Here is a 22,865-nt window from a genome sequence, read left to right as displayed (position 1 = left end):
ACTTCATTTATGGGGTGGGCTTTAGACTTATTTGAAATTGGGAGAAGTGATTATATTGATTAAAAACATCTGTCACTAAATAAAACATATAAACCTTATTACACGTCAAACTGTTTTTCTTCAAATATTCTTTTACTAATTGAAATGTTTCAATTTCAGTATCTCTCGTACAATTAACAGTTAAATATTCCCCCTTGGGTAATTCAGGTACATTAGAGGTATCTTTAAGTAATCTATAATCATCTGATGTTATTAGACGAAATACATCACTGATTTCCCAATTATCATAGTGACATGAAAAAATTAATCCATACTGAAACGTATGGGCTGCAAATTCGCCTAATTTTTCATCTAATTTATCGAATGACTTTATCTTATTAAGTTCTCCACCTTGTGTAGGTAAACTTAAAAAGTATCTGTCTTCAAATGTCTGAATATTAAATCCATTGTTCATAAGTTCATCTTCAGATGAATGAATAGCTGCCCTTAATAGTTCTATTCGTTTATTAAGTTGTTCTAATTTCTTTATTTCTTTATGAATTTCTTCTTTTTTCTGTTCTAAGTAAAGTTTAAGGTAATTAGTATCGGCTTTAGCAAATAAGGCTTTAATTTCTTTAACACTTACATTACTTTGCTTACAAATTTTTATAATATCCAGATAGATGAATTGATCAATTGTATAATAGCGATAACCGTTATTGGAATTAATGTATGCAGGTATCAACAAGCCAATATTATGATAATAACGTAAGGCTTTTATCGTAACATTTTTTAATCTAGAAACTTCCCCAATTGAAAAGCACCTTTTATTATCCATAAATTCCTCCGATAAGTCTTATGTGCGAAAGTCGTTGTGCTGATGCATCAATTCCTGTCCTCCTAATAAAATCACAAATTGTACTCTTATTCAACTAACAGGGAAGTTAGTAAAATAGGAATTAAACGGTTACTATCAAAAAGAAGTTCAACATTTGCTAATAAACTTACCGAAACGTGAGAGAGGACCACACGTCCATAAAAACATAAATACATTACTAGCTAAATATCTAAAAGACTGTGAAAAACAAAATAGATTGTGTTCTATGGAAGATTTCTTTGTTCAGAGTGGTATTTCTCCTGAAACACTACATGATTCTGGTTTAAATCATTTGATTGCTGCTTCAAGAAAGTCTTTTCAAGAGAAAGATGACGAGGCTCAAATATCTAAGTGTTGGAAAGCTGCTGAGCAATTTGAGTCACAATAGAGAACAAAGAAAAACTCAAAAAAGCAATCGAATATTTGAAAAATCATGATATAGCTATTTCGAAATCTTCCGTTATGAGAATTTCGGGTATTCCAGCTCATAAATTAATGGGAGTAAATGGAATATCCGACTACTATAGTGAGTTATTGGAGAGAAAATAAGAGTCCTAAAAAGTTTTTTTATATTTCAAACTAGGCTGTGTCCTCAAACTGCTCAACGAGGAATAAATAGGTTAAAAAAATTAGATGAATACATGATACGAAATCCAAGATGTTTCCACCTGAAAGAAAACCACAAATAGGACATACCTCCGTGGACAATCGACACATACTAAATGCTATGCTTTGGGCGGCTCAATTGGTGCTCCATGGCGAAATCTACCAGATACCTTAAGCAGCATGTCCTTAGACAATCCGCCCAAATGGCGGATTGGGCATATCCTTACAAGACGGCTCCTATTCATAATTTTGATGAACAAAGCCCCAACACATTTGTGCGGCTACTTTACTTAAACCCAGAAACAGTTGAAAACACCTCCAAAAATAAGATTAAACAAGTAATCATAATGTCTCACTGCATCTTATAGAAAAAATACGTTTATCCTACTAGATGTTATAAATATCTTTGATTAATGTTATAAAAACAGCTATTCTAGGCATGGTTTAGTCTCAATTGATGATATAACCCCCACACAACAAATAAGGCAAGCTCTGAATTTCGTTATGTCATAAGCTTGCCTGTGCTATTCGCTGTATGAGATGCAATGAAGTATAGGCTGGGGATGTGGATGATAATCATCGGTATTAATGCTTTAATTTGGGGCAGGTGGGGCAGTAATCTTCTGGATCATCTGCGGCGAGATAATAGTAACAACAAGTTTTGCGTACACGAATAGGTGTATCTGAGACAGCTGTTGCCCGTTTGGGTGTATTAAACTGCTTGAGCGGGTTACGGGATTCACCAAAGAGATGCGCAGGTGCATCACAAATTAGATAATGGAAGTCCTCTTCGACACGCTGCTTTTCTTCAGGCGTGGCTCCTTCGGCAAACTTGTTCTCATAGAGCCAGTATACGTAAATGGCCGTGTTCTCCCACAGGACTGAACGGGAAATCCGGGTTGCCTTGGACAGCGATTGCCATACCTTGGCCAGATTGCCGGCGAACATCTGTTCAATCACCTGATCTCTCCATACGTCACGCTGATCCGCCTCTGGTGAGGTCGTCTGCCAATCGGTCAGCCGAGCCTTGGGAAGCCATGCCTCTCCCTGATAACTGGATTCAATCGTGCCGTTGGCAATCTCATAATTCAGGCCTTTGTTGAAGCGTGACATGGCATAGAGACCCGAAGCTGTGATCAAGTAAGCATATCGTTTAGCAAAGAGCGATACAGTAGCCGTTTCGGAGTCCGTCTCAAAGATGCCTCTCACCCCTTGCAAATAGTTCAGGCTTTTGAACGGGTCCAGCAAGTCCGTAAATGGCATCGAAAATGTACGATCTGTCGAAGGCTCCCAGGTCAGTCGGTATTCGGCAGCCAAGGCCTGCATCTCTTGATCATCAAGCCAAGTGGCTGTAGCGTGTGGTTTCATTTAACTTCCTTCCCTTCCCGTGCGGAATGCACATGGGTGTGCCAAACAGCGGATCAACCGCAATGTCGCACTCCATCTGGAAGACCGCGCGGACCATGTCCTGCGTAACAATGTCTTCCGGTTTTCCTTCCGCGTAGATGGACTTGTTGTGGACAGCCACAATATGGTGAGCATAGCGACACGCAAGATTCAGATCATGAAGCACCATCACTATGGTGCGCCCCTCCTGTTCATTCAAATCGAACAGCAGATCCAGAATATCAATCTGATGGGTCATATCCAGATAAGTCGTTGGTTCATCCAGCAGCAGGGTTTCTGTTCCCTGTGCGAGTGTCATCGCAATCCAGGCGCGCTGGCGTTGTCCGCCAGATAATGCGTCCACGGGCCGATCAGCCAGAGCAGTCAGATGTGTGGATTCCAGCGCAAGCCTGACCATGCGTTCGTCCTCACAGGACCACTGTTTCAGCCATGTCTGGTGTGGGTACCGCCCTTGCCGAACCAGTTGGTTTACCGTCAGTCCCTCTGGAGCAGAAGGACCTTGTGGCAGAATGGACATGCGTCTTGAAATTTCCTTGGTAGGCAACTTCGCAATCTCCTCGCCATCCAGCAGTACCGAGCCTGAACTGGACTTCAGCAGTCGCGCCATCGTTCGCAGCAAGGTGGACTTCCCGCAACCGTTGCTGCCAATCAGGACAGTAGTTTTCCCCTTGGGAATAGTCAGGTTCAAATTCTCAATAATAGGCTCTGCGCCATAGGCGATCGTAAGGTCCTTGGCTTCCAGAATACTCACAGCATTCTCCTCCTCAAAACTGATTTCGATTCTTGAACAACAGATACAAGAAAAACGGTGCTCCTACCCCGGCGGTAAATACCCCTGCCGGAACATCGAGCGGTAGAAATACCGTACGGGCAATCAGATCAGCAGCAAACACAAGCAGGGCACCGACCAGTCCCGAAACGATGAGCATGCTGCCAAACATGCGCCCTACCAGCTTCCGGGCAATATGCGGCGCAATCAGACCGACAAAACCAATCGTCCCCGCGACAGCTACAGCAGCCCCGGCCAGCAGTACACTGCACAGTAGCAGCGCTGAACGATGACGCTGTACAGTGACCCCCAGCCCGGTGGCCAGATCATCCCCGAATTCCTGTGCGTTCAGACTGCGGGCAAACCAGATCGCCACCGGAAGCACGATTACAATCACCGGGATGATCGTTCTAACATCGGTCCACGATGCGCCATACACACTCCCCGTCAGCCAGATATACGCCTGACCAGCCGTATAGAATGGACTAAGGATCAGCATGAAGGTCGTCCCGGCCCCCGTAATGGCTGACACTCCGATTCCAATCAACACCAGCCGAATCGGGCTAACTCCTTTTTTCCAGGCAAGAAGATAGATGATGATTGCGGTAATCATCGCCCCCATAATGGCAAACAACGGCAACAGCTTGATACTGATGGTTCCACCCAGCAGGGTGACAAAACCTACAGCGGCAACGGCAGCTCCTCCCGTTATCCCGATCACATCCGGTGAAGCGAGCGGATTACGGATAATCCCCTGCAAGAGGGCACCGGACATGCCTAGTGCTGCACCCACAAGCAACGATAACAGCACACGCGGCAGCCTTAGCGTCAACACGACAAAGTCATGATCACCTGCGCCCAGACCGAAAATCGTCTGCAGCACATTCAGCGGAGATATGAAATCATTACCCACACTGGTTCCTGCAATGGATGCAATCAATATCAAAACCATACAGATTCCGATGATGAGCAGCGATTTGCGCTCCATTTGCAAGGATAACGTATCTTTTTTATTGCGAAAAGTAATCATCTTCCTCATATCTTCGTCCCCCCTTTGCGGGCAATATAGACGAAGAAGGGACCACCAATGAGCGCTGTCATAACGCCAAGCGGAACTTCCTGCGGCATGATGATCAGCCGTGCAACCACATCCGCCGCCAATAACAAAATGGCGCCGCCCAGAATACAGTAGGGAACAAGCCAGCGGTAGTCGTTGCCTACAAACGCCCGCATGATATGCGGTACGACTAATCCTACCAGACCAATCGAACCGGCCACCGCAACAGAACCACCGGCCAGCAATACTGTAACGGCTCCCATAAGTACCTTAACCATTAGCACGTTCTGTCCCATGCCCTTGGCGATATCATCACCGGTCAAAAGCAGATTGATCGTCCGGCCCATAAACAGGGATATCACAGCGGCAACCGTCATATATGGCAGTACAGGATACAGCATGTCAAGTGTTCGACCGCTCACTGAACCTGCAAGCCAGAACAACACGTCCTGTAATCCCGTTCCATCCAGCACCAGGATTGCCTGTGTGAACGAAGCAAAAAGTGCAGAGATAGCGGTACCCGCCAGCACAATCTTGATGGGAGTCAGACCATCACGACCGATGGACCCAAGCGCGTACACAATCACTGTTGCGATGGTTGCCCCGGCAAAACCAAACCACATCATCGTACTAAGCGAGGACACCGACAGCACCACGATGGCAATAACGATAAAAAAGATGGCACCCGCATTGATCCCAAACACACTTGGTGAAGCGAGCGGATTACGAGTTAGCGCTTGCATGAGTCCCCCCGCCACCGCCAAACTTGCACCAACAACAGCGGCAATAATTGTGCGTGGTAAACGTTCCGTCAGAAGTACGACGTGCTCCACTGAGCTTTCGTCATAGTGTTGTAGTGCATTCACTGCTATTTGAAATGTTATGTGTGTACGTCCCAGTATCATGCTGGCTACACAGGCGAGTAATAACAAAATGAATAAGCCGGATAGTCCATAAATTTTCGTACTTGCCTTCGTAAAAAGGGGAAACATATTCTCACTCTTTCATCCGTGAAATGCAAAAAGACCTGCCTGCCCATACGCTTCGTATACGAATGTCCTGGTACATGGCAGGTCTTGCTCCCATTAGTTCAGATTGAACTGCTTGTATAAGTCGTCCAGCATCATGTTGGCCGATGTGTATCCGCCCCCCATGTTCCAGGCCACCTCATCAACCTGTACTAGCTTATTATTCTTCACTGCATCGAGATTTTTCCAGAGCGGACTGCTGGTCCAATCCTTATAGTTTTTCTCAATAGCTTCTGTTTCCGTGCCTGAATTGAAGTTGAAGATCATATCTGCGTTCATATCCGGGATGTTCTCTTTCGAAGTCAACTCCACCCCCCAGGTGTCTTCATCATGTCCAGGCGGTCTGGTAAATCCAAGCTCTTTCAATATTTTTCCGGCGTATCCCATATAGAAAATGCGAACCTGATCGGCTCTAAAATTCGTTATAGTCGCTTCAATGGGAAGACGGTCACCCATTTTGCCTTTAAAATCCGCTACCCTTGCATCCCAATCAGCAAGCAACTTGTCCGACTGTTCCTTCATATTCATCGCTTCACCAGCCGTCTTTACCGTCTCTTTCCAGTCAAACAAAGTCTCGGTAACTACTGTTGGAGCAATCTGGGACAGCTGATCATAGATATCCTCATGTCTTGTTTTGGTGGCAATGATTAGATCCGGCTTCAATTTGTTGATCTCTTCCAGGTTCGGCTGTGATTCCTGACCTACTTGCGTCACACCATCCAGATCATCTCTCAAATATTTATATACGGGTTGCTGAACCCAGGATTCCACAACACCCGTTGGCTTAACACCAAGTGCAACAACAACATCATTGGCACCCTGGAACAAGGTTACAATCCTCTTCGGAGTTCCCTTAACTGTCGTTTCACCCATGGCATGTTTGATAACTCTGGTCTGCTCGTCCGCACCACTGCCTGCTGCATTGCTCTCATTACCACTTGCAGACTTACTTGAAGGGTCTGTTGTCCCTGTAGTTCCACCCGAGGCACAACCAGCCAGCACCGATATCAACAGAATAAGTGCTGTATAAATATGTAGCTTTTTGGTCAATCCAAACATGTAGTCCAACTCCCCCTTTTCATTCTAATTGATATTAAAAATCATTATCAATTGTATTGTAATTCAGTTGGGTACATTGTTCAAGCATATTGATACTGCTGCGGAAGAACTCCCCATGCCCCTGGTTTCATGTTGAAAATCTCCTTGTACAGTAAAGGCTTGGATGAATACAAAATGCTCAGTATACAAAAAGGCGTAACCCACGATAGTTGATGGGTTACACCTTTATAAGAATTTATGGCCTGTCTTCAAAAGACAGCGAGCTCAGACAAACACATCGATTAAGGTGTATGCCTGCCTACATATTGATAAGTACCTTTCGGGTATAGTTTCATGATATTTGAGTACATATGCGACCGTATTAAATTCGCTTGGGTTATAAAAATGACCCTCTTGATTAAAATAGGCAACATTCGTCACATCCATGAAATCGTAAAAGGAGCTATTTATGATCAGATACGGTATTACTGGATTAACCGGATATAGTGCTATGCTGGATACGTTCATACGGTTCGCGTTTTTCATGAATTGGTGAACCTCCAGCTCATATCCTTCTAATTTATGAGAGAAGTCACATTCTCGGTTGTAAAACAATTGCAGCACGATGCGACCGTCTCCACCATCGACATATTGTGAAAAAAACAAAAGAAATGCCTCCTTTGGTTCTTGATGAACCTGAAATATAGTCGCTCTGCCAGCAACTCCTACGACCTACTTAAGCTGGACTCTTAAAAAAGTCAAATAATGGGGTCCCCATGCCATACCTGCCAGCAACGTCACCATCAGCACTTTTTTCCATTCTTTATTCGTTTCTTGATTCATCAGACTATCCCCCGTAAACGGTTCATTCTTGTTATTAGTGAAAAGATCTTATCATCCGCCTCTGAACAATTCTGAACAATATTAAATTTTTTTCGCAGTCTGGATTTTGTAGCAAATGAAAAAAGAACGCTCAGCCAGATGGGCTAAGCGCTCTAAAACGTTGATGTACAGGCCGTGTCAGGAAGCCGTAGGATTCCATTGAAAGGTAGCCGCGGACTTGGATGGAAGGGTAGATTTGAAAACCTTATTTCCATGCCGAACCTTAAATGTCTTTGTGTTCTCTCCCGTATTGGCGGCAATCAGGACAAGCGTACCGTCGGGGTTGCGATAGGCGACCGTTTCAATACTCCCACTATAATGTGTAGAATCAATACGTACCGCACCTGGAAGGACGAATTTGCTGGCGTGCCCAATCGCATAGTACTCCACATTTTTCGTAACTGCACCGCTTAACGGGTCGATGGTTACTACACCTCTACAGTTGGCGCAACCCCCATTGGTCGGACCCCCGGACGGGTCAAGTGCGATATTCCAAAAGAGGACATTTTGCGACCAGTTTCGGGGTGCACCAATGATCAGCTTGGACATATCCCAGCTCAAATTATCTCCAAAGCCCGGACTCCACGCTCCTCCACTACATTCTGTCATATATACAGGCTTATCAGGGAATGCATTATGCACATCTGTCATCGCTGTGGGCTCTCCTTTGTAGCAATGAAAGGCCGTTCCGTGCGTATAGTTTCGAGCCTGCTCATCTCCCAACACGGTCTTGGCATATTCGCTCCCTGTATCCCAGTTATGGTCAAAGGCAATAATGTGAGTAGATAAATGGTTTCGATTTAGGGTGGGACCCAGATATTGTTTAATAAAATTCGCCTGTTCTGCTGCTCCCATACTCATGCTGGGATACTTGGGCGTCGTGAATTCTGGCTCATTTTGAATGGAAATCGCCTGAATCGGAATTCCCTCGTTCGCATAAGCCTGTAGATAACGAACAAAATAGTCAGCATACGCCTGATAGACGCGCGGATCGGTATAGTCCAAATACCAGCCGTTATAAATCTGCTCCCCATATTTCATCCAGGGCGGAGCTGTCCATGGGGTTCCCATAATCTTTAAATCCTGGTTTCTTCTCAGGATTTGCTTCAACACATCGATCACATCCCGATCCTTGGCGATGGAGAAATGATTCAGCTCATAGTCCTTGCCTGTTGCCACATCGTCATAGGTATAGCTACCAGGCTGTCCCTGTTCATCTACGGAATAATCTGAGGCTCCAATGGTATGGCGAATATAACTTAGTTGAATGCCACTAGCTGTAAACAAATCATTTAGCAGCTGATCACGCTGATTGGCAGACATGCCATGATTCATCAGGTATGCGGACGAACCGGACACCGCTGCGCCAAATCCCTCCATCGTCTGATAATGAATATCTGGCTTAATCTCAATCGTCAGTGTATCCGCATTCGCTGCATTTTCTTTACTGTTATCCTTATCCCAACGGATCGGGGTTTGTTGGGTTAGGCGATTTGCCGGGTCGGGTGTTGTTAGCCACATGTTGACGTTATTTTCTGCTTTCGGCCCCGGAACATTCCGTATAGCCATATTGGCCAGGACCGCACAGATCAAAATGGCTACTGCAGCTATAAGCAGCCAGATGTCAGTACGTCGTTGCTTTTGGAGTTTTTTCATCTATATCCTCCTCTCCCCATCATTATCCCGTCCCCATCCTCCCTACTATTTCAGCTTTCACTTGGGTTTCCCTTTGCATACCTGTTGGACGTTTACATACCGATAGCAAAAAGAGAGCCGGTGCTTGTGCCCGTGCTCTCTTGAATATAACCATTTTAAAACAAATGTAACGGGATTACTTTTTTGCTTTTTCTGTAGAGGTTGCCGGAATCGTAACACTTCCTGTCAGTCGTAAATCCTGTGAGGAGCTGCCCACATAAATGGGCACTTCACCCGCTGGCATAACCCATGCTTTGGACTTTTCATCCCAATAAGAGAAAGCTTTCGGGTCGAGCTCTATGCGTACCTTCTTCTCTTGACCCGGCTTTAACTCTACCTTGGACCAGCCTGCCAGTTGACGGGATGGAGTCTCTACGTTTGTCGGAAGCTTACCGCTGTACACCTGTACAACCTCAGCTCCGGCTGTTTTGCCAGTGTTCTTCAATTTTAGCGAAACTTCGACGGAACTCGTACGATCGGATTTTTTTCCACTCGCATGCTGTTTTGTTTTCAGATCACTATATCCGAATGTCGTATAGGATAAACCGTGTCCAAAGGAGAACGCTGGTTGAATACCCGATTTCTCATACCCACGATAGCCTACAAAAATACCATCTGAATAGTCACCTATACCGTTCACGCCTGGAAACTTCTCTGGTGAGGACACGGGTGTAGACTGCTCGTTAACCGGGAAAGTTACCGGCAATTTACCAGAAGGATTCACATCCCCGAATAAGACGCGTGCTATAGCATTTCCTTGCTCTTGTCCAGCAAACCATGCTTGTACGATGGAAGGGACTTTGTCCTGCCATGTATCCATTTGCACGGCTCTGCCGCTCATTTGTACGACAATGGTTTTCGGATTTGCAGCCGCAACCGCACGGATCAGCCGATCCTGATTGTTCGGCAGTTCCATATCGGAACGCTCAACATATCCTTCGCTCTCATACGTACGCGTAACAACAATCGCAACATCCGATTTTTTCGCCAATTTCACAGCGTTATCAATCAACTTATCTGACGTATCTGCTGGAGGTTCCCAGCCCAGACGAACCATACCACCGGAATCACGACCATTTGTCGGATAATCAGCGCGGTATTCAATACGTATCTTGTGCTTTTCACCCGCTTTAAGGGAGATGTTTTTCTTCGTAGTGCCCAGCTTTTCACCTTGATTATCCACGAATAGCTTATCGTCGAGATACAGCTTGCTTGATCCCAAACTGGTTAATGACAATGCATAGTCACCATCCTTGGGAGCTGCAATTGCCCCTGTCCAGCGTGCAGATATCAAGCCGTTCAGTGTCGTTGGTGTATTGGGAACTTTAGGGGACTTCGCATTGAAGCCCTGATAATTATAAAATCCAAGGTTCATATTGACTTGGTCATCATTGCGTACAAGAATCGGATTGCCTTCCATCTTGTTATTCTTCCAGTATTCGCCTCGAAGCCCCTGTTCGCCATCTCCATAAGTCGCATATCCAACACTGATATCCTCTTTCTGATCAGATGTAGTCAACAGTGAAGACGGAACAGCAGATGGCCCTGGCATAATGTCTCCTGCAGAGATCGGGTCTGTACCCGGTGCATATTGGACGGTAACTCCTTTGCCGACACGATTGCGGATGCCCTCTAACGGGCTCACGGTATACGTCGGGTTCACCAACGAACTGCCTCCGCCTGCCACAGTGCCGTTATCTGCATCGGGGCCAATCACAGCAATGGACTTGAGTTTATCTTTAGACAACGGTAATGCATTGTTTTTATTTTGAAGCAGTACCATACTTTCCTCAGCCAATTGACGGGCTGTCTTGCCATGGTCACGGGCATCAATTTGATTATTTTGAGCCGGGCGATCGAATAAACCTTTGCTGAACATTTGCACCAGAATGCGTCCAGCCTTATCATCAATCGTTTTTTCACTTACCTTGCCATTCTTAACAGCCGCCAGCAGCTGATCTCCCCATTTACCATATGGTGTCCCCGGTGTTTCCAGGTCCAATCCGCTATTTGCTGATTCGACTGTACTCAGGTTCGCACCGTAATCACTCATCACGAAGCCCTTGAATTGCAGCTCCTTCTTCAAGAGGTCTGTCAAAAGAGTTTTGTTCTCACAAGCAGACTCGCCGTTGACCTTGTTAAAGGAGCACATGGCCCCTCCCAAATCTGCCTTTGCGATGACTTCTTGGAACGGGCGTATGTAAATCTCATGCAACGCACGGTCACTGACTTTGACATTCGTCGTGAAGCGCTCCGTTTCCTGATTATTCATAAGGTAATGTTTCGCAGTCGCCAAAACAGGGTGGCTTTGTATACCTTTGACATAAGCGGTCGCCATTTGCGATTGCAGCAGCGGGTCCTCACCCATAGATTCAAAGTTTCGCGATCCCCATGGAATACGGGCAATATCCATCCCCGGTCCAAGCGCAACATTATGAGTTGTATTAAAAGCCTCGTCTCCGATCAAATCACCATACTGTTTGGCAGCTTGGGTATCCCACGTTGCAGCCAACGCAATTGGAGCAGGCAACGCAGTAGATTGCTTGTCCTGCACATCTGGATTGGCGATGCGCACACCCGCAGGTCCATCTGCCATCGTCAGCGCCGGAATACCCAACCGCTCCATCGAATTATTATAAAATCCATAGTAATTGTTGACCTTACCAGTCACCAAATCTATTTTTTCTTCCAGCGTCATTTCTTGCAGCAGCAACGCTGTCCGTTTCTCAGCCGACAGGGCCGTGTTCATCCAAGGCCGATCTGTCTGGCTTCCTGCCGCTCCTGCAATATTCATAGGTCCGATCACAACAGCCGCGATAACTGTCATCATCACCATACGGAACAACCATGTTGATTTCACTTTCACGTTTGTAACTCCTCCTTGATGTTAGGTCATGAGGTGAATGTCTATTCAACTCTCACAGGCTTGCAAAGGCTCTCGATCCTGCGAGCTCCGACAAGAATCCAGAGCCACGGGATAAGCAAGCAAGTCAGCAAAAGCCGCAATGGCTCAAGTGACACGTTTACCACCCTACCGTACATTTTCGAAAATTTCATTGAAAGTTTTTGGAAGTACAGCACTAGGACCTTCATTCTTCTCCATAAAAAGAGAGCGCTCACAATTCACTTAACTGATAATAAAATTACACTTTTGTAACTTTTTAATGACGGTTTTTTAACTAATTTAAATCACAAAAAATGATTCATATGTCCCACTCTTGATTGACTCATATGGCGTTACCTATCGTGCGACCAAAGTCGCTATTTGGGAATTGGAAATACTTATGTATGAGGATTTTGCAAAATCCTGGTATAAAAAAACGCCCACAAACAAAAAATTCCAGAGAACCTGAAAGGTCCCTGGAATTAATATGATTATTCAAACGGATACCGAAGCCCCCACTGTGAACGAATCTGATCCATCAGTTTCATAATTCCTAATGATTCATCCAAAGAAATAGTAGAACTTTCGAGCAAACCTTCGTTCAAGCAACGCCCGACTTCTTCTGCTTCAAAGGCATAGCCTGTAGAGGATCGGTCATCCTGAAAGTTTTGTGCATCTTCACCGTCCACAACTAAAGTAGCCGATGTGCTGTTCAGGAATGACGGAATGTGGATATAGCCCTTTGTTCCATGGATGTATGCCTCATTCGTCAATCCGAGACGGACTGCCCCGTTAAGCATAGCCGTGCGTCCTTTTCCATAATCCAGCAAGATCGAAAATGTCTCGTCAACGCCTGTCTCCCCGATATGAGCAGTGCTCCATACATGCTCAGGTTCAGGGCCGAAGACCATTGAAGCAAAAGAAACCGGATAAATCCCTGCATCTAATAGAGCACCTCCGCCCAGCTCAGGGTTCAAAAGCCGCCCCTCCGGGTTCCAATCTACCCGAAAACCAAATTCCGCCTTAACCAGCTTTACCTCGCCAATGAGACCCGCATGTATCCACTCTCGCACTTGGCGAATCGGAGGCAAAAAACGTGTCCACATTGCTTCCATCAGGAATAGCTTACGCTCACGTGCAAAGCCGATCATTTCCTCCAACTCTTTGCTATTGACGGTGAAGGGTTTCTCACACAAGACCGCTTTCCCCGCCCGAAGAGCCAGCAGAACATTCTCTTTATGAAAAGGATGAGGAGTCCCTAAGTAAATAGCATCTATCTCGGGATCTTGTGCTAATTCCTCATAGCTCCCGTAAGCCCTTGATATTTGATGCTTAGCTGCAAATTCGGTAGCGCTTTCAATAGTGCGTGATCCAACAGCATACCCTTCTCCATTCGTAACATGCGCCAAATCCGCCACAAATTGATCTGAGATCCAGCCTGTGCCGACAATTCCCCATTTAATCTTTTTGCTCATACTTGTGTCCCTCCCAGCAATTTGGTTAACGTTGACTTACAACATACCCTTTTATTCTAGCAAACGCCTGTCCTAAACAAAAGAAGCATCTGCTAGACGACGGTTTCTTTTGTGGCCTAGCAGCATCTTCATTTATACCCATTATTGAATGACGTATCTGTAAAACTTTTTATCCACTTTCATGACTGGAAAACCAATCGGCAATTCTCGAGGAGCTATACTAACAAAGCCGTTCTTCTCATAAAAACGATGAGCTGCTACGAATTGTGGTGTTGTTCCAAGATAGATTTCTTCAATAGACCTTTCCCTAGCCCATCCTATGGCATGATGCAATAATTGATTCGAAACATTGAATGTTTTACCTCTATAGTTTTGTTTTACAAACATCTTTCTGAGTGCTGTCTTACGGTTCCCAATATCTAACAAAGCTATAGTCCCTACTACGTTTCCTTCACTAAGAGCCACCCAGAAGTTGCCGTTACCACGCTGATAAAAGTTTTCAATATCAAGCAAATCTGGCTGATCTTCTTTGGTTATGGCGATATCATATTCATCTTTTTGAATATGTAAAATTAAATCAACAACTTGTGATTGATACTCGGTTGAGTACTCTTTTAGAAAGATACTTTTAAACATCGTTATGTTCTCCTATGATCATTAATTGTTAAACTGTTAGATTCCTATCAAACCACAGAACCTAAAATATTACCCATATCTCCTTATTCGTGCTCGATAAACGCTCAATATTAAATAACTCAACCTCCGCAACTAAACTAAGTTTCCACCTACACAGTCGAGGATGCGAAATCATTGTTTAGGTGCGAACGTTGAGTTCATTATGAATCTATATATATCAGAATTCTATTCTACGCTTGAAGCTGTGTAAGAATTTGCGGGTCCTTGATCTTCTGATCCTCGGCCAACAACACAACTTTGGATAGAATCTCAGCTGTTCTTGGGTCCTCGTCCAGAAACGGCAGGAAGATGCGTCCACGATGCTGCGAATGCACCGGGATAATATGCAGTGCTCCCTTCGCTTGCTTGTAGACACCCCCGCTTCCCAGATGCACAGCATATTCGCCAAGAGTCCCATCTACACGTGCATAATTCCCATCCAAGCGTACATTGCTAATTTTCAGCAGGCGAAGTGATTCCTGCACAATAACCCTACGCATTTCAATGGTCGTCAGACTGGCCTCTGGATCAACGCCACCTACATGGGCAACACTGACGACCAGATCCACGTCCCGCATAACTTCGGAGAACAGAACAGGAGGAACTTCGTCCAACGGTACGTTCTTATACGTTGTCCGATCAAAGAACTGCACTGTCTCCAGTGTAGGAGCCTCGGTATCCGCTGGTGAGAACCAGTCCGCCATAGCATACAGGTTCGCAATCAGATTCTCAGCATAGTACACCTTCTGAAGTCCGTCCTCATAGCTGACTGTCCATTGGCGACCTTTCAATAGGGATACCGTTTTATTCGGCTGTACCTGGTGTCCTGCATATCGACGGGAAACGGTCGCATTTGCACGTTCATCAGCATTCAGCAAGTACAGCTCACGGAACACCTGCTTAAATGGCTGGCGTATCTGGCGGTCGAATAAGTCCTTCTGGAATTCGCTCCAACGACCACTTTCGAACAAATGAAGGGGATGGGCAATAATCAGCTTGTCCTCTTCTCCTATAGTATGCTGTTCAGCAAAAGGAGCCGTCAATACCAACGTTTCCTCATTAAAATATCCGAGGTGATCATCAGCCTTGAAAACCAGTGTCCGCACCAACGGAGCAAGCACAGGATTACCCAGCAATCCTCTCAATTCCTTCACCATAAAGGTCGTACCAGACTCCATAGAGCGTTCCAATTCTTTGCGAGCTCTGCGGTACTGATCCACTAGATCTCCTTTAAGCTCCTTCAGCGACGTAACATACTCATCCTTCTTGAAACGAGCCGGAATGGATTTCAGCGTCTTGCCTTTGCTGACAATTTCAATATCTGCCGCTCCTTCAGTATCAATGACGAGTTGCACCGTTGTAGCCTCGTCCAAAGCATGTGGCTCAAAATAAGACCGAAGATCATCCAGCTTACGAGCTTCCATATCCCATACGAGACGGGTTACGTCATCATAGCCTGCGTTACGTGCCAAATTCCCGAGCGCAATCCGTGAAACGAGTGCCTCACTGGCCTTACGCTGTGCGCCGAATTTTTTGCTTTGTTCCAGAAACCTCTGGATAAAATCATAACGTTCGCGTATATCTGGTTCAGGCGGCTGAGCAAGTGGAATCAGACTGTAGGTCAGCAAATGGTCTTTGTTTCGCTTGTCCTCCACTGATTTTTCCATTTCACTCCGTTTGAGCTTACCCAGCGTCGCATCTGCAAACAACTGGGATCGACGATGATTGGCTCCAGCCGAAATATACTTGGCACAATCGTACAGCAGGTCAAAACGTTCCTCGCCCAACGTCTCATAGGCCTCATGAAACCAGTGAATATCGAAGGCACCATCATTAAAATCTTGTGGAGCAATCGGCGAGTAATGAGCTACAATCGTTTCCTTCTCGGCCGAAAAACCTTCATTGATATGCGCATGGAAATACCATGCCGCACTGCGCAGCCCTTCCCAACCGAGATAGTCTGCTACAATCTCAATCCACTGCGGTGCATACATAGCCGCCTCCAGCAGACGTTTATCTGTAATTTTAGTGTTCTTCAGCTTTTCCTTGAGCAACGTGGCATCCTCGCCATCACTCGGATAACATGCCTTGAGCAAGTGGCTGAACGATTCCTTTTTGGTAATACGATCACCGTAGCCGTACACATAACCACGCACAAACGTTTCCTTGTCGAGACCCTCCAGAATACGGATGAAATAATCCATACCTTCAAATTGGCTCAAGCCCATAACCTTTGGCGTAGCCTCGGTAGGCAAATCGCCTCGAACCAATTCAATCTCTAGCAGTCGATCAATAACCGTACGACGTATCTCCAAAAATTCTGGTCTGCTAGAAATCCATGTATTGCGGGCATTGGTTAAGGAACTCATATGTCTTCTGCTTTCACTACCAGCCAGCAGCTCCCGATACACTTCACCTACACCAATCAACCCTTTTTCATATGCTTTGAAGTAATCCTCCAGATCCAGCGGAGAATAAAAACGATTTTCCGCTCCTGGCAGTTCTGCGTAGTTCACAAAGGTATGGAAAAAGCGCTTAAAGGACTCATCATCATGGACCTGCCCCTTCTCCAGTGCCACCCACGGTCCAGACAATAGATGGAGCATTCCCATATCCTCTTCAGGTCTGTCCTTAGGCATGCCTTGCATTAGTGAATTTAAAGCAAGGTCAATTACGTCAAATGTTTGGTCACCGGATGTGTCCATAAAATAAGCATTAACTAGTGTGCTTACCTGATCGGAATAGGTCAGCTCTGCCATCCACTTCTGCACCTCGTTAATGCGATCCAAAGGATACATTTGCTCAGCGAAATCTTTACGCCATCCTTCCAGCAGCTTGTGCTTGCTTTGTTCTGAATAGTCCATGTTAAAAGAAAAGTATCGATAATAGCGATCCAGCGTTCGGTCCATAGGCTCTAATCGGTCATAAAAAACAAGCTCCAGCAGTTCACGCGCTTCCATGCCGCTTTCCTGCAAATAACGGTCCCACTCCTCATAGAGAGGATATAAAGACAGTCTGGAATCTACTTCTTCATCGATCTGAACCAGCCGTAGAGGGCGAAGGTTCGTCCCAATAAGCAATGTATCTTTGTAGCCCGAATAATACTCCGCAGTATATTCCACATCACGATGATGATGAACAAGCTCATCCAGTCCACTCAAGAACTGCTTGAGCTTCTCCAATGGACTAACAAAAACATCGGCCAATCGAAAATCACCCAGATCAACTTTCTCTTCCAACCAAGCTTCCTTGACATTCGGATCGTACAGTCCAAAACCGTTAGCCCCTGTATAAGCATCCTCCTGTCCCAGCTTGGACAGCAGTTGCTCCTCTTTGGTTGTAGGTTGCTGAATGATATCCGCCAAAGTCCGCAGGCTTTCATACTGTTCGGCACGATCCGGGTCTGCATATATCTTCGTCAATACTTCCAGTCCACCCAATCGTTGCAGCTCCACCTTAGCACGCAGCAAGCGTTCCAATGAGCCAGCGAGCGGCTCTTCCGATTGTGAGAGCAACACACCAATGACACTTTGGCGCAATGATCCCGTCTTGAGCTTTAATAAGGCTTCCATTTGTTGCATTTCTGGTTCCGACAGCGTCAGCTTACGCGCCTTGGCCACAGCGAACTCACGGATACTCATACTTTTGTCAGACAAACTGGAAAAAATAAAATCACGTTGTACCGCATCCTCAGGTTTTTGCACAAAATGGTTCAACAGTTCGCCACGCAGATTAGGGCTAATCTGTTCCTTTAAGGCTATGATTTCCCCAATCCAGGAAGCATCCATATCATAACCAGCGAGATACAGCATTTTTTGAATAGGTGCATCTGAGCGGTGATACAGATTAACAAAATCCAGCACCTTGGAGGGCTCGGTGGACTCACCCTTTTTCATATGTACAAACAGGTTATGAAGTCGTTCAAAATCCTTACGCCGCTCCTCTTTGCTCTCCAGCAAAGGAGTACGCACCACTTTAACGATCCGATCCGCGACCGTCCCGCCTTCTACCCATTCATAAAAATAATTGCTTGTATAGTTCGTCAGTATCCAATATTGAAGCTCTTGGTCCGTTTCACCCAGATATTCTCTCGCAATTCCGAGGCGCACATCCTTGTTGTCACTGTTAGACAGTACATACAGTGCTACGATCTTCTGGTAAGTTGCTCCTTGTTCCAAGAGTTTTCGAACCTGTCCATACAAATCACGTTCCTCATGTACTGCCGTAGCCCACAAACTCATATAAACTTCATTAGCATTTGAGCTGGTCAGCCATTCCTGGCGCAGTTCACTACGAGTCAATGCTTCATATGCCTGCTCGATCAGTTGGCGAACGACCCGCTGATTGGCGGATTCCAAGCCCATGCCCGTCCATACTGCAAGCGCCCGCACCACCGAACTGTAACGAATGAAGCCTTGGTCGATGATTACCTTCAACAGATATATTAGAGCCACCGGGGTTCCTTCATCCATTTGTTCCACGATACTTTGGCGCAATCCCTCCTGGAGTTTGGCGGCTTCCAAGAGCTCGCCGATCATGCGATAATTCTCCTCCTGATGACTCAGGAGCATGCCTTTAATCATATTGCGCGTAAGTAACGCCGCCTGATTATCTCCATAAATAATAGCTTTTAACGCCTCAAGTACCTGTGAATTACCGTGATCCAGCTCATAAGCAATCCAGTCACCAATCGTTTCCTGAATCCGGTAATCTCTGCCTGGTTCATAATCCTTTTTTGTTAAATAATCCATTACGGAGAACCCCATACAGTCCATTCGGATCAACTGCACCATTTTTTTATAAACCCGGGAAGTATGGGCCGTAATATCCGAAGTGCGAAACGGTTTGCGCGCATACCCTGTGCTGTATGGATATTCAGTCACATGCTCTGTTAGATGCGCGAATACTTCGCCCGCTGTTTGTCCAATTAGAGCATGTAATACCTCTGTCAGTGGCTTAAACAGCGGTTCTCCGCTTTCTGTCGCCCGTTCTTTTAATATTCGCTGACATTCGTTAAATGGCTCCTCGTCCTCCTGTATGTAATGAAGCTTACCCAGTTCCACAACATACTGAGCCAACTCCTGTTGTGGTCCATCCAGTTGCGCCGCGCGCTCCTTCAGTGTGGTAAAATATTCTTGCTCATTGTTCTCTTGATGCATGTTTCATTTCCCCCTCTACCATAGGCCTCCAGCCAGCATTGTGAAGCGTATAAATACAATCTCATTCCCATCCTTAAGTGACAAAGGAGCATCGAGTTCAATAGTTTCCTCGTCACATACAAAAACTCTGTATAAACCATCTTCAAAAGCCTGCATCGCCGTGTTCACGGCATCCTTAATATCCGGGACACCATCATTATATATGGAACCGAATCCTACTTTGCCTATCTCGCCTTGTGCCTGAACTTCTTCTCCCGTAAGGAACGGAATCAGCGCGACACTCTCCTGCTTTTCCCGCAGCTTTTGAACATTCAGAGCAACGGTTGCAGTAATCAAATCTCGCAATGTTTCTGGAGCAGGACTCAGCTCTATTTCCTGTCGTGCGAGTGCAGGCTTGCGCTTTCCCAGACTTTTTACAGTTACAAACAGCTTCATGTCGTTCCCCTTCCTTTTTATTCACGCTTTTGGCCCGTTGTCAGCTGAATTTTTTGACCCATATAAAAACACCGTTAACAAAATCGAAAACGAATGTTTGTTCGTATTTTTATTTTAATATGTTCCTTATCATTACTCCATCGCCCTTTATAACCAATATTCGCAGCGGTGCAACACCCTAAAACCTTAAAAAATAAGACTTTATACCCTGTTTTCGATAATTCCTTTCCATATTAAGGATGAAAAAAAGACCTGCACAAGGGAGACCATCTGCTCTTCACAGACTTCTTTCCATTATACAGGTCGTATTTCATCATAAAACGATGTTTCAACATACTTATTTATTTAAAATGCTGGAACAACGCTGTCTTTGTAATTGTCCTCAAAAAATTTACGTACTTCCGGTCCAGTCATTCGCTTTGCCAGCTTTTGAATAGCATCGGAATCTGCATTATCCTTACGCGCTACCAGATTAATAGCAAAGTGCGTATCGTCTTTTTCGGTAATCAGCGCGTCCTTCTTCGGTGTCAGACCGAGCGGCTTGGCATATGCGGGATACATGGCAGCCATGTCCACATCATCCAGTGACCGCGCCAGCATCAACAAATCCACTTCTTTAAACACAAACTTTTTCTTATTCTCAATAATATCAGCCTGTGTAGCATTATAGCCTACGCCTTCTTTAAGTTTGATCAAACCGTTTTGCTCCATCATTACTAAAGAACGTCCAGTATTGGCCGGGTCATTGGCAATGGCAATAGTCGCACCTTCCGGCAGGTCTTTAACGTTCTTGTATTTTTTGGAGTACGCGCCGTAAATGGCGTTGTAAATAGGTTTTATCGCCACCAAATCAGACTTGTTGCTTTCATTATATTGTTGCATAAAAGGAGCATGCTGAAAGAAGTTAGCATCTACTTCCCGGCTTGCCAATGCGTTGTTCGGTTGGATATTGTCTGAAAGCACGACGATTTCCAGATTGACTCCGTCCTGTTTAAGCAGCGGCTTCACGATATCCAGCACATCTGTCATCGGTGGGATTAGCGTTGCTACTTTCAAGGTCACTTCTTTTTGGGAATTTGCTTCTTTAGACTGTGTTTCTGGAGCAGCCTGCTTTTGACCACCGCATCCGGCAACCAGTAGCATAACGACAGCAAATAGTGTAAGTAATTTCAAGTTCGTTTTCATGTTGTTTTTCCGACTCATTTGATGAGGAACCTCCAAGTAAATTGTGATTAGGAAGATAAAAAATGAGTTACAGTGGGAGCCGCAGCCGCTTCACGTGCAGATTGTTCTTCTGATCGCTGTTGAAATGGAATTCTCTCTGATTTGTAACACAATTTATAGGTTAGAATCCCATTTCAAAGGCGAACACTGACGCTTCTCCAGAACAATTCTGCCCGCTCCGCTTTTGAGGTACTGTAAAGTCATTTTTATTTCCCATAGTGAGTTGTGCAATTGTTAATGAAGAGATTCATTAACCTCTTACCGCTTGTCGATCCGGCGGGATATGGTGCTTCCGGTGAACTGGATCGTTTGTACGAAAATAATCATGACAACGATGGTGAACGCCATCAAGCCTGTTTCAAAACGCTGGTAACCGTAGCGGATGGCAAAATCGCCTACCCCGCCGCCGCCCACAATGCCCATCACCGTGGAGTAGGAGATGAAGCTAATGGTGGACGTGGTCAAACCCAGTACAAGCCCGGAACGAGCCTCCACGTACAGAAATTTAAAAATAAGCTGGAGGGTGGATGCCCCCATAGAAGTAGCGGCTTCAATTACACCCTTGGGCACCTCGAGCAATGATTGCTCCACCAGCCTCGAATAATAGGCGATGGCCACCACTGACAAGGGAACCGTTGCAGCCATCGTGCCCAGCGCCGTCCCTACGACCAGACGTGTAAATGGAATCATAAACACGACGAGCAGCAAAAACGGGAATGAGCGGATAACATTGACCACACTGTTCAATAGGGTGAACAGCAGTCGATTTTCATATTTTTGCCCTTTACCACACAAATACAAAATCGTTCCTACCGGAAGCCCTAACAGTACAGCTGCTGCGATAGAAATCCCCACCATGATAAACGTCTCTCCGATGGCTTTCCATATCTCAGACTGATATTGCGCAATGATGCTCAGCATTTCATTCATCAGCTTCACCTGCTCCCGCTGTTGAACCTACCGCGGTGTCAGCTACACGCTGCGTTGAAAGTAGCTGCCCATCTCGCATTTCTGATACACGGGTACAAATATTGCGTACCACATCCATATCGTGCGTTACGATTACAATGGTAACTCCCAGTTCACGGTTGATCTCCCGTAACACGCCCAAAATATCCGCGGTCGTCTGCGGATCAAGCGCCGAGGTTGGCTCATCACACAGCAGCACCGCAGGTCGATTCGCCAGCGCTCTGGCTATCGCCACACGTTGCTTTTGGCCTCCGCTCAGTTGTGCCGGATACTGTTCTGCTTTATCAGCTAAACCGACGAATTGCAGGCATTCGCGCACACGTTCCGCTCTCTCTTTTTTCGCGACACCTGCCAGTTCTAACGGCATTGCCACATTTCCACTGACCGTCCGATTGTGAACAAGATGATAATGCTGAAAAATCATCCCTATGGATCGCCGCGCTTCTCGGAGACGTTTTTCCGGCATGCGGGTCAGATCTTCCCCGTTTACAACCACGTTTCCCTCATCCGGCCTTTCCAATACATTCATCAACCGGAGCAACGTAGACTTGCCGGCACCGCTGGCACCTATGATACCGTGAATTTCCCCCTCCTCCACTTGAAGGGACACGGATTGAACCGCATGAAATTGGCCGCTTGAGGTGGTATAATGCTTGCTTACCTGATGCAGCGTAATCATGAAACTTGGCCTCCTGATGATCCATTT

Annotated in this window: 17 protein-coding genes; 1 reads left to right on the top strand and 16 read right to left on the bottom strand. The window is 45.7% G+C overall.

The features are described 5' to 3' along the window. Window positions 1-7: 7 nt before the first annotated feature. Entirely contained in the window at window positions 8-817 is an 810-nt protein-coding gene (locus tag ACWGXJ_RS05075) for a MerR family transcriptional regulator (protein WP_061830581.1), read from the bottom strand. Between the two features lie 154 nt (window positions 818-971). Here ACWGXJ_RS05075 and ACWGXJ_RS05070 point away from each other — a divergent pair, with 154 nt between their 5' ends. Continuing rightward, window positions 972-1,244, top strand: coding sequence for a hypothetical protein (locus tag ACWGXJ_RS05070; RefSeq protein WP_061830583.1), 273 nt, complete (start codon window positions 972-974; stop codon window positions 1,242-1,244). 803 nt (window positions 1,245-2,047) lie between these two features. Here the strand turns inward: ACWGXJ_RS05070 and ACWGXJ_RS05065 are convergent. The 15 genes from ACWGXJ_RS05065 to ACWGXJ_RS04995 all read right to left on the bottom strand — a co-directional run bounded on the left by ACWGXJ_RS05065 (window position 2,048) and on the right by ACWGXJ_RS04995 (window position 22,838). Then, window positions 2,048-2,830, bottom strand: coding sequence for an IucA/IucC family C-terminal-domain containing protein (locus tag ACWGXJ_RS05065; protein ID WP_452566324.1), 783 nt, complete (start codon window positions 2,828-2,830; stop codon window positions 2,048-2,050). Then, on the bottom strand, window positions 2,799-3,620 hold the full coding sequence (locus tag ACWGXJ_RS05060; RefSeq protein WP_025722914.1) for an ABC transporter ATP-binding protein: 822 nt from the start codon (window positions 3,618-3,620) through the stop codon (window positions 2,799-2,801). The genes ACWGXJ_RS05065 and ACWGXJ_RS05060 overlap by 32 nt, the downstream gene beginning before the upstream one ends. Window positions 3,621-3,633: 13 nt before the next feature. After that, window positions 3,634-4,677, bottom strand: coding sequence for a FecCD family ABC transporter permease (locus ACWGXJ_RS05055; protein WP_322162487.1), 1,044 nt, complete (start codon window positions 4,675-4,677; stop codon window positions 3,634-3,636). After that, entirely contained in the window at window positions 4,674-5,687 is a 1,014-nt protein-coding gene (locus ACWGXJ_RS05050; protein WP_452566323.1) for a FecCD family ABC transporter permease, read from the bottom strand. Before ACWGXJ_RS05050 ends, ACWGXJ_RS05055 begins: the two co-directional genes overlap by 4 nt. Window positions 5,688-5,780: 93 nt before the next feature. After that, entirely contained in the window at window positions 5,781-6,782 is a 1,002-nt protein-coding gene (locus tag ACWGXJ_RS05045; RefSeq protein WP_061830591.1) for an ABC transporter substrate-binding protein, read from the bottom strand. A gap of 264 nt (window positions 6,783-7,046) precedes the next feature. Further along, on the bottom strand, window positions 7,047-7,427 hold the full coding sequence (locus tag ACWGXJ_RS05040) for a hypothetical protein (RefSeq protein ID WP_452566322.1): 381 nt from the start codon (window positions 7,425-7,427) through the stop codon (window positions 7,047-7,049). 354 nt (window positions 7,428-7,781) lie between these two features. Further along, on the bottom strand, window positions 7,782-9,299 hold the full coding sequence (locus ACWGXJ_RS05035; RefSeq protein ID WP_348621651.1) for a glycoside hydrolase family 30 protein: 1,518 nt from the start codon (window positions 9,297-9,299) through the stop codon (window positions 7,782-7,784). A 175-nt stretch (window positions 9,300-9,474) separates the two neighbouring features. After that, window positions 9,475-12,204 (bottom strand): beta-glucosidase, encoded by a 2,730-nt coding sequence (locus ACWGXJ_RS05030; RefSeq protein WP_250259297.1) that lies wholly within the window; start codon window positions 12,202-12,204, stop codon window positions 9,475-9,477. Between the two features lie 509 nt (window positions 12,205-12,713). Beyond that, complete coding sequence (locus ACWGXJ_RS05025) at window positions 12,714-13,697, bottom strand: Gfo/Idh/MocA family protein (RefSeq protein ID WP_452566321.1); 984 nt, start codon at window positions 13,695-13,697, stop codon at window positions 12,714-12,716. 141 nt (window positions 13,698-13,838) lie between these two features. After that, entirely contained in the window at window positions 13,839-14,333 is a 495-nt protein-coding gene (locus ACWGXJ_RS05020; protein ID WP_452566320.1) for a GNAT family N-acetyltransferase, read from the bottom strand. A gap of 230 nt (window positions 14,334-14,563) precedes the next feature. After that, complete coding sequence (locus ACWGXJ_RS05015) at window positions 14,564-19,531, bottom strand: DUF5724 domain-containing protein (RefSeq protein ID WP_452566319.1); 4,968 nt, start codon at window positions 19,529-19,531, stop codon at window positions 14,564-14,566. Window positions 19,532-19,546: 15 nt separating this feature from the next. Continuing rightward, window positions 19,547-19,966 (bottom strand): hypothetical protein, encoded by a 420-nt coding sequence (locus tag ACWGXJ_RS05010; RefSeq protein ID WP_061830603.1) that lies wholly within the window; start codon window positions 19,964-19,966, stop codon window positions 19,547-19,549. A gap of 345 nt (window positions 19,967-20,311) precedes the next feature. After that, entirely contained in the window at window positions 20,312-21,169 is an 858-nt protein-coding gene (locus ACWGXJ_RS05005; RefSeq protein ID WP_061830605.1) for a MetQ/NlpA family ABC transporter substrate-binding protein, read from the bottom strand. Window positions 21,170-21,448: 279 nt separating this feature from the next. After that, window positions 21,449-22,120, bottom strand: coding sequence for a methionine ABC transporter permease (locus tag ACWGXJ_RS05000; RefSeq protein ID WP_061830607.1), 672 nt, complete (start codon window positions 22,118-22,120; stop codon window positions 21,449-21,451). Further along, window positions 22,113-22,838, bottom strand: a complete 726-nt coding sequence (locus ACWGXJ_RS04995) for a methionine ABC transporter ATP-binding protein (protein WP_013308946.1) — start codon at window positions 22,836-22,838, stop codon at window positions 22,113-22,115. The genes ACWGXJ_RS05000 and ACWGXJ_RS04995 overlap by 8 nt, the downstream gene beginning before the upstream one ends. Window positions 22,839-22,865 lie beyond the last annotated feature (27 nt).

The sequence above is a fragment of the Paenibacillus sp. S33 genome (assembly GCF_053615415.1).
This window is presented reverse-complemented; position numbering and strand designations above follow the sequence as displayed.

What these genes read in the sequence shown, in the direction of transcription:
- ACWGXJ_RS05015 (WP_452566319.1), bottom strand. Translation starts at nt 19,531, where the DNA reads ATGCATCAAGAGAACAATGAGCAAGAATATTTTACCACACTGAAGGAG.
- ACWGXJ_RS05065 (WP_452566324.1), bottom strand. Translation starts at nt 2,830, where the DNA reads ATGAAACCACACGCTACAGCCACTTGGCTTGATGATCAAGAGATGCAG.
- ACWGXJ_RS05020 (WP_452566320.1), bottom strand. Translation starts at nt 14,333, where the DNA reads ATGTTTAAAAGTATCTTTCTAAAAGAGTACTCAACCGAGTATCAATCA.
- ACWGXJ_RS05050 (WP_452566323.1), bottom strand. Translation starts at nt 5,687, where the DNA reads ATGTTTCCCCTTTTTACGAAGGCAAGTACGAAAATTTATGGACTATCC.
- ACWGXJ_RS04995 (WP_013308946.1), bottom strand. Translation starts at nt 22,838, where the DNA reads ATGATTACGCTGCATCAGGTAAGCAAGCATTATACCACCTCAAGCGGC.
- ACWGXJ_RS05025 (WP_452566321.1), bottom strand. Translation starts at nt 13,697, where the DNA reads ATGAGCAAAAAGATTAAATGGGGAATTGTCGGCACAGGCTGGATCTCA.
- ACWGXJ_RS05010 (WP_061830603.1), bottom strand. Translation starts at nt 19,966, where the DNA reads ATGAAGCTGTTTGTAACTGTAAAAAGTCTGGGAAAGCGCAAGCCTGCA.
- ACWGXJ_RS05055 (WP_322162487.1), bottom strand. Translation starts at nt 4,677, where the DNA reads ATGAGGAAGATGATTACTTTTCGCAATAAAAAAGATACGTTATCCTTG.
- ACWGXJ_RS05035 (WP_348621651.1), bottom strand. Translation starts at nt 9,299, where the DNA reads ATGAAAAAACTCCAAAAGCAACGACGTACTGACATCTGGCTGCTTATA.
- ACWGXJ_RS05000 (WP_061830607.1), bottom strand. Translation starts at nt 22,120, where the DNA reads ATGAATGAAATGCTGAGCATCATTGCGCAATATCAGTCTGAGATATGG.
- ACWGXJ_RS05045 (WP_061830591.1), bottom strand. Translation starts at nt 6,782, where the DNA reads ATGTTTGGATTGACCAAAAAGCTACATATTTATACAGCACTTATTCTG.
- ACWGXJ_RS05005 (WP_061830605.1), bottom strand. Translation starts at nt 21,169, where the DNA reads ATGAGTCGGAAAAACAACATGAAAACGAACTTGAAATTACTTACACTA.
- ACWGXJ_RS05075 (WP_061830581.1), bottom strand. Translation starts at nt 817, where the DNA reads ATGGATAATAAAAGGTGCTTTTCAATTGGGGAAGTTTCTAGATTAAAA.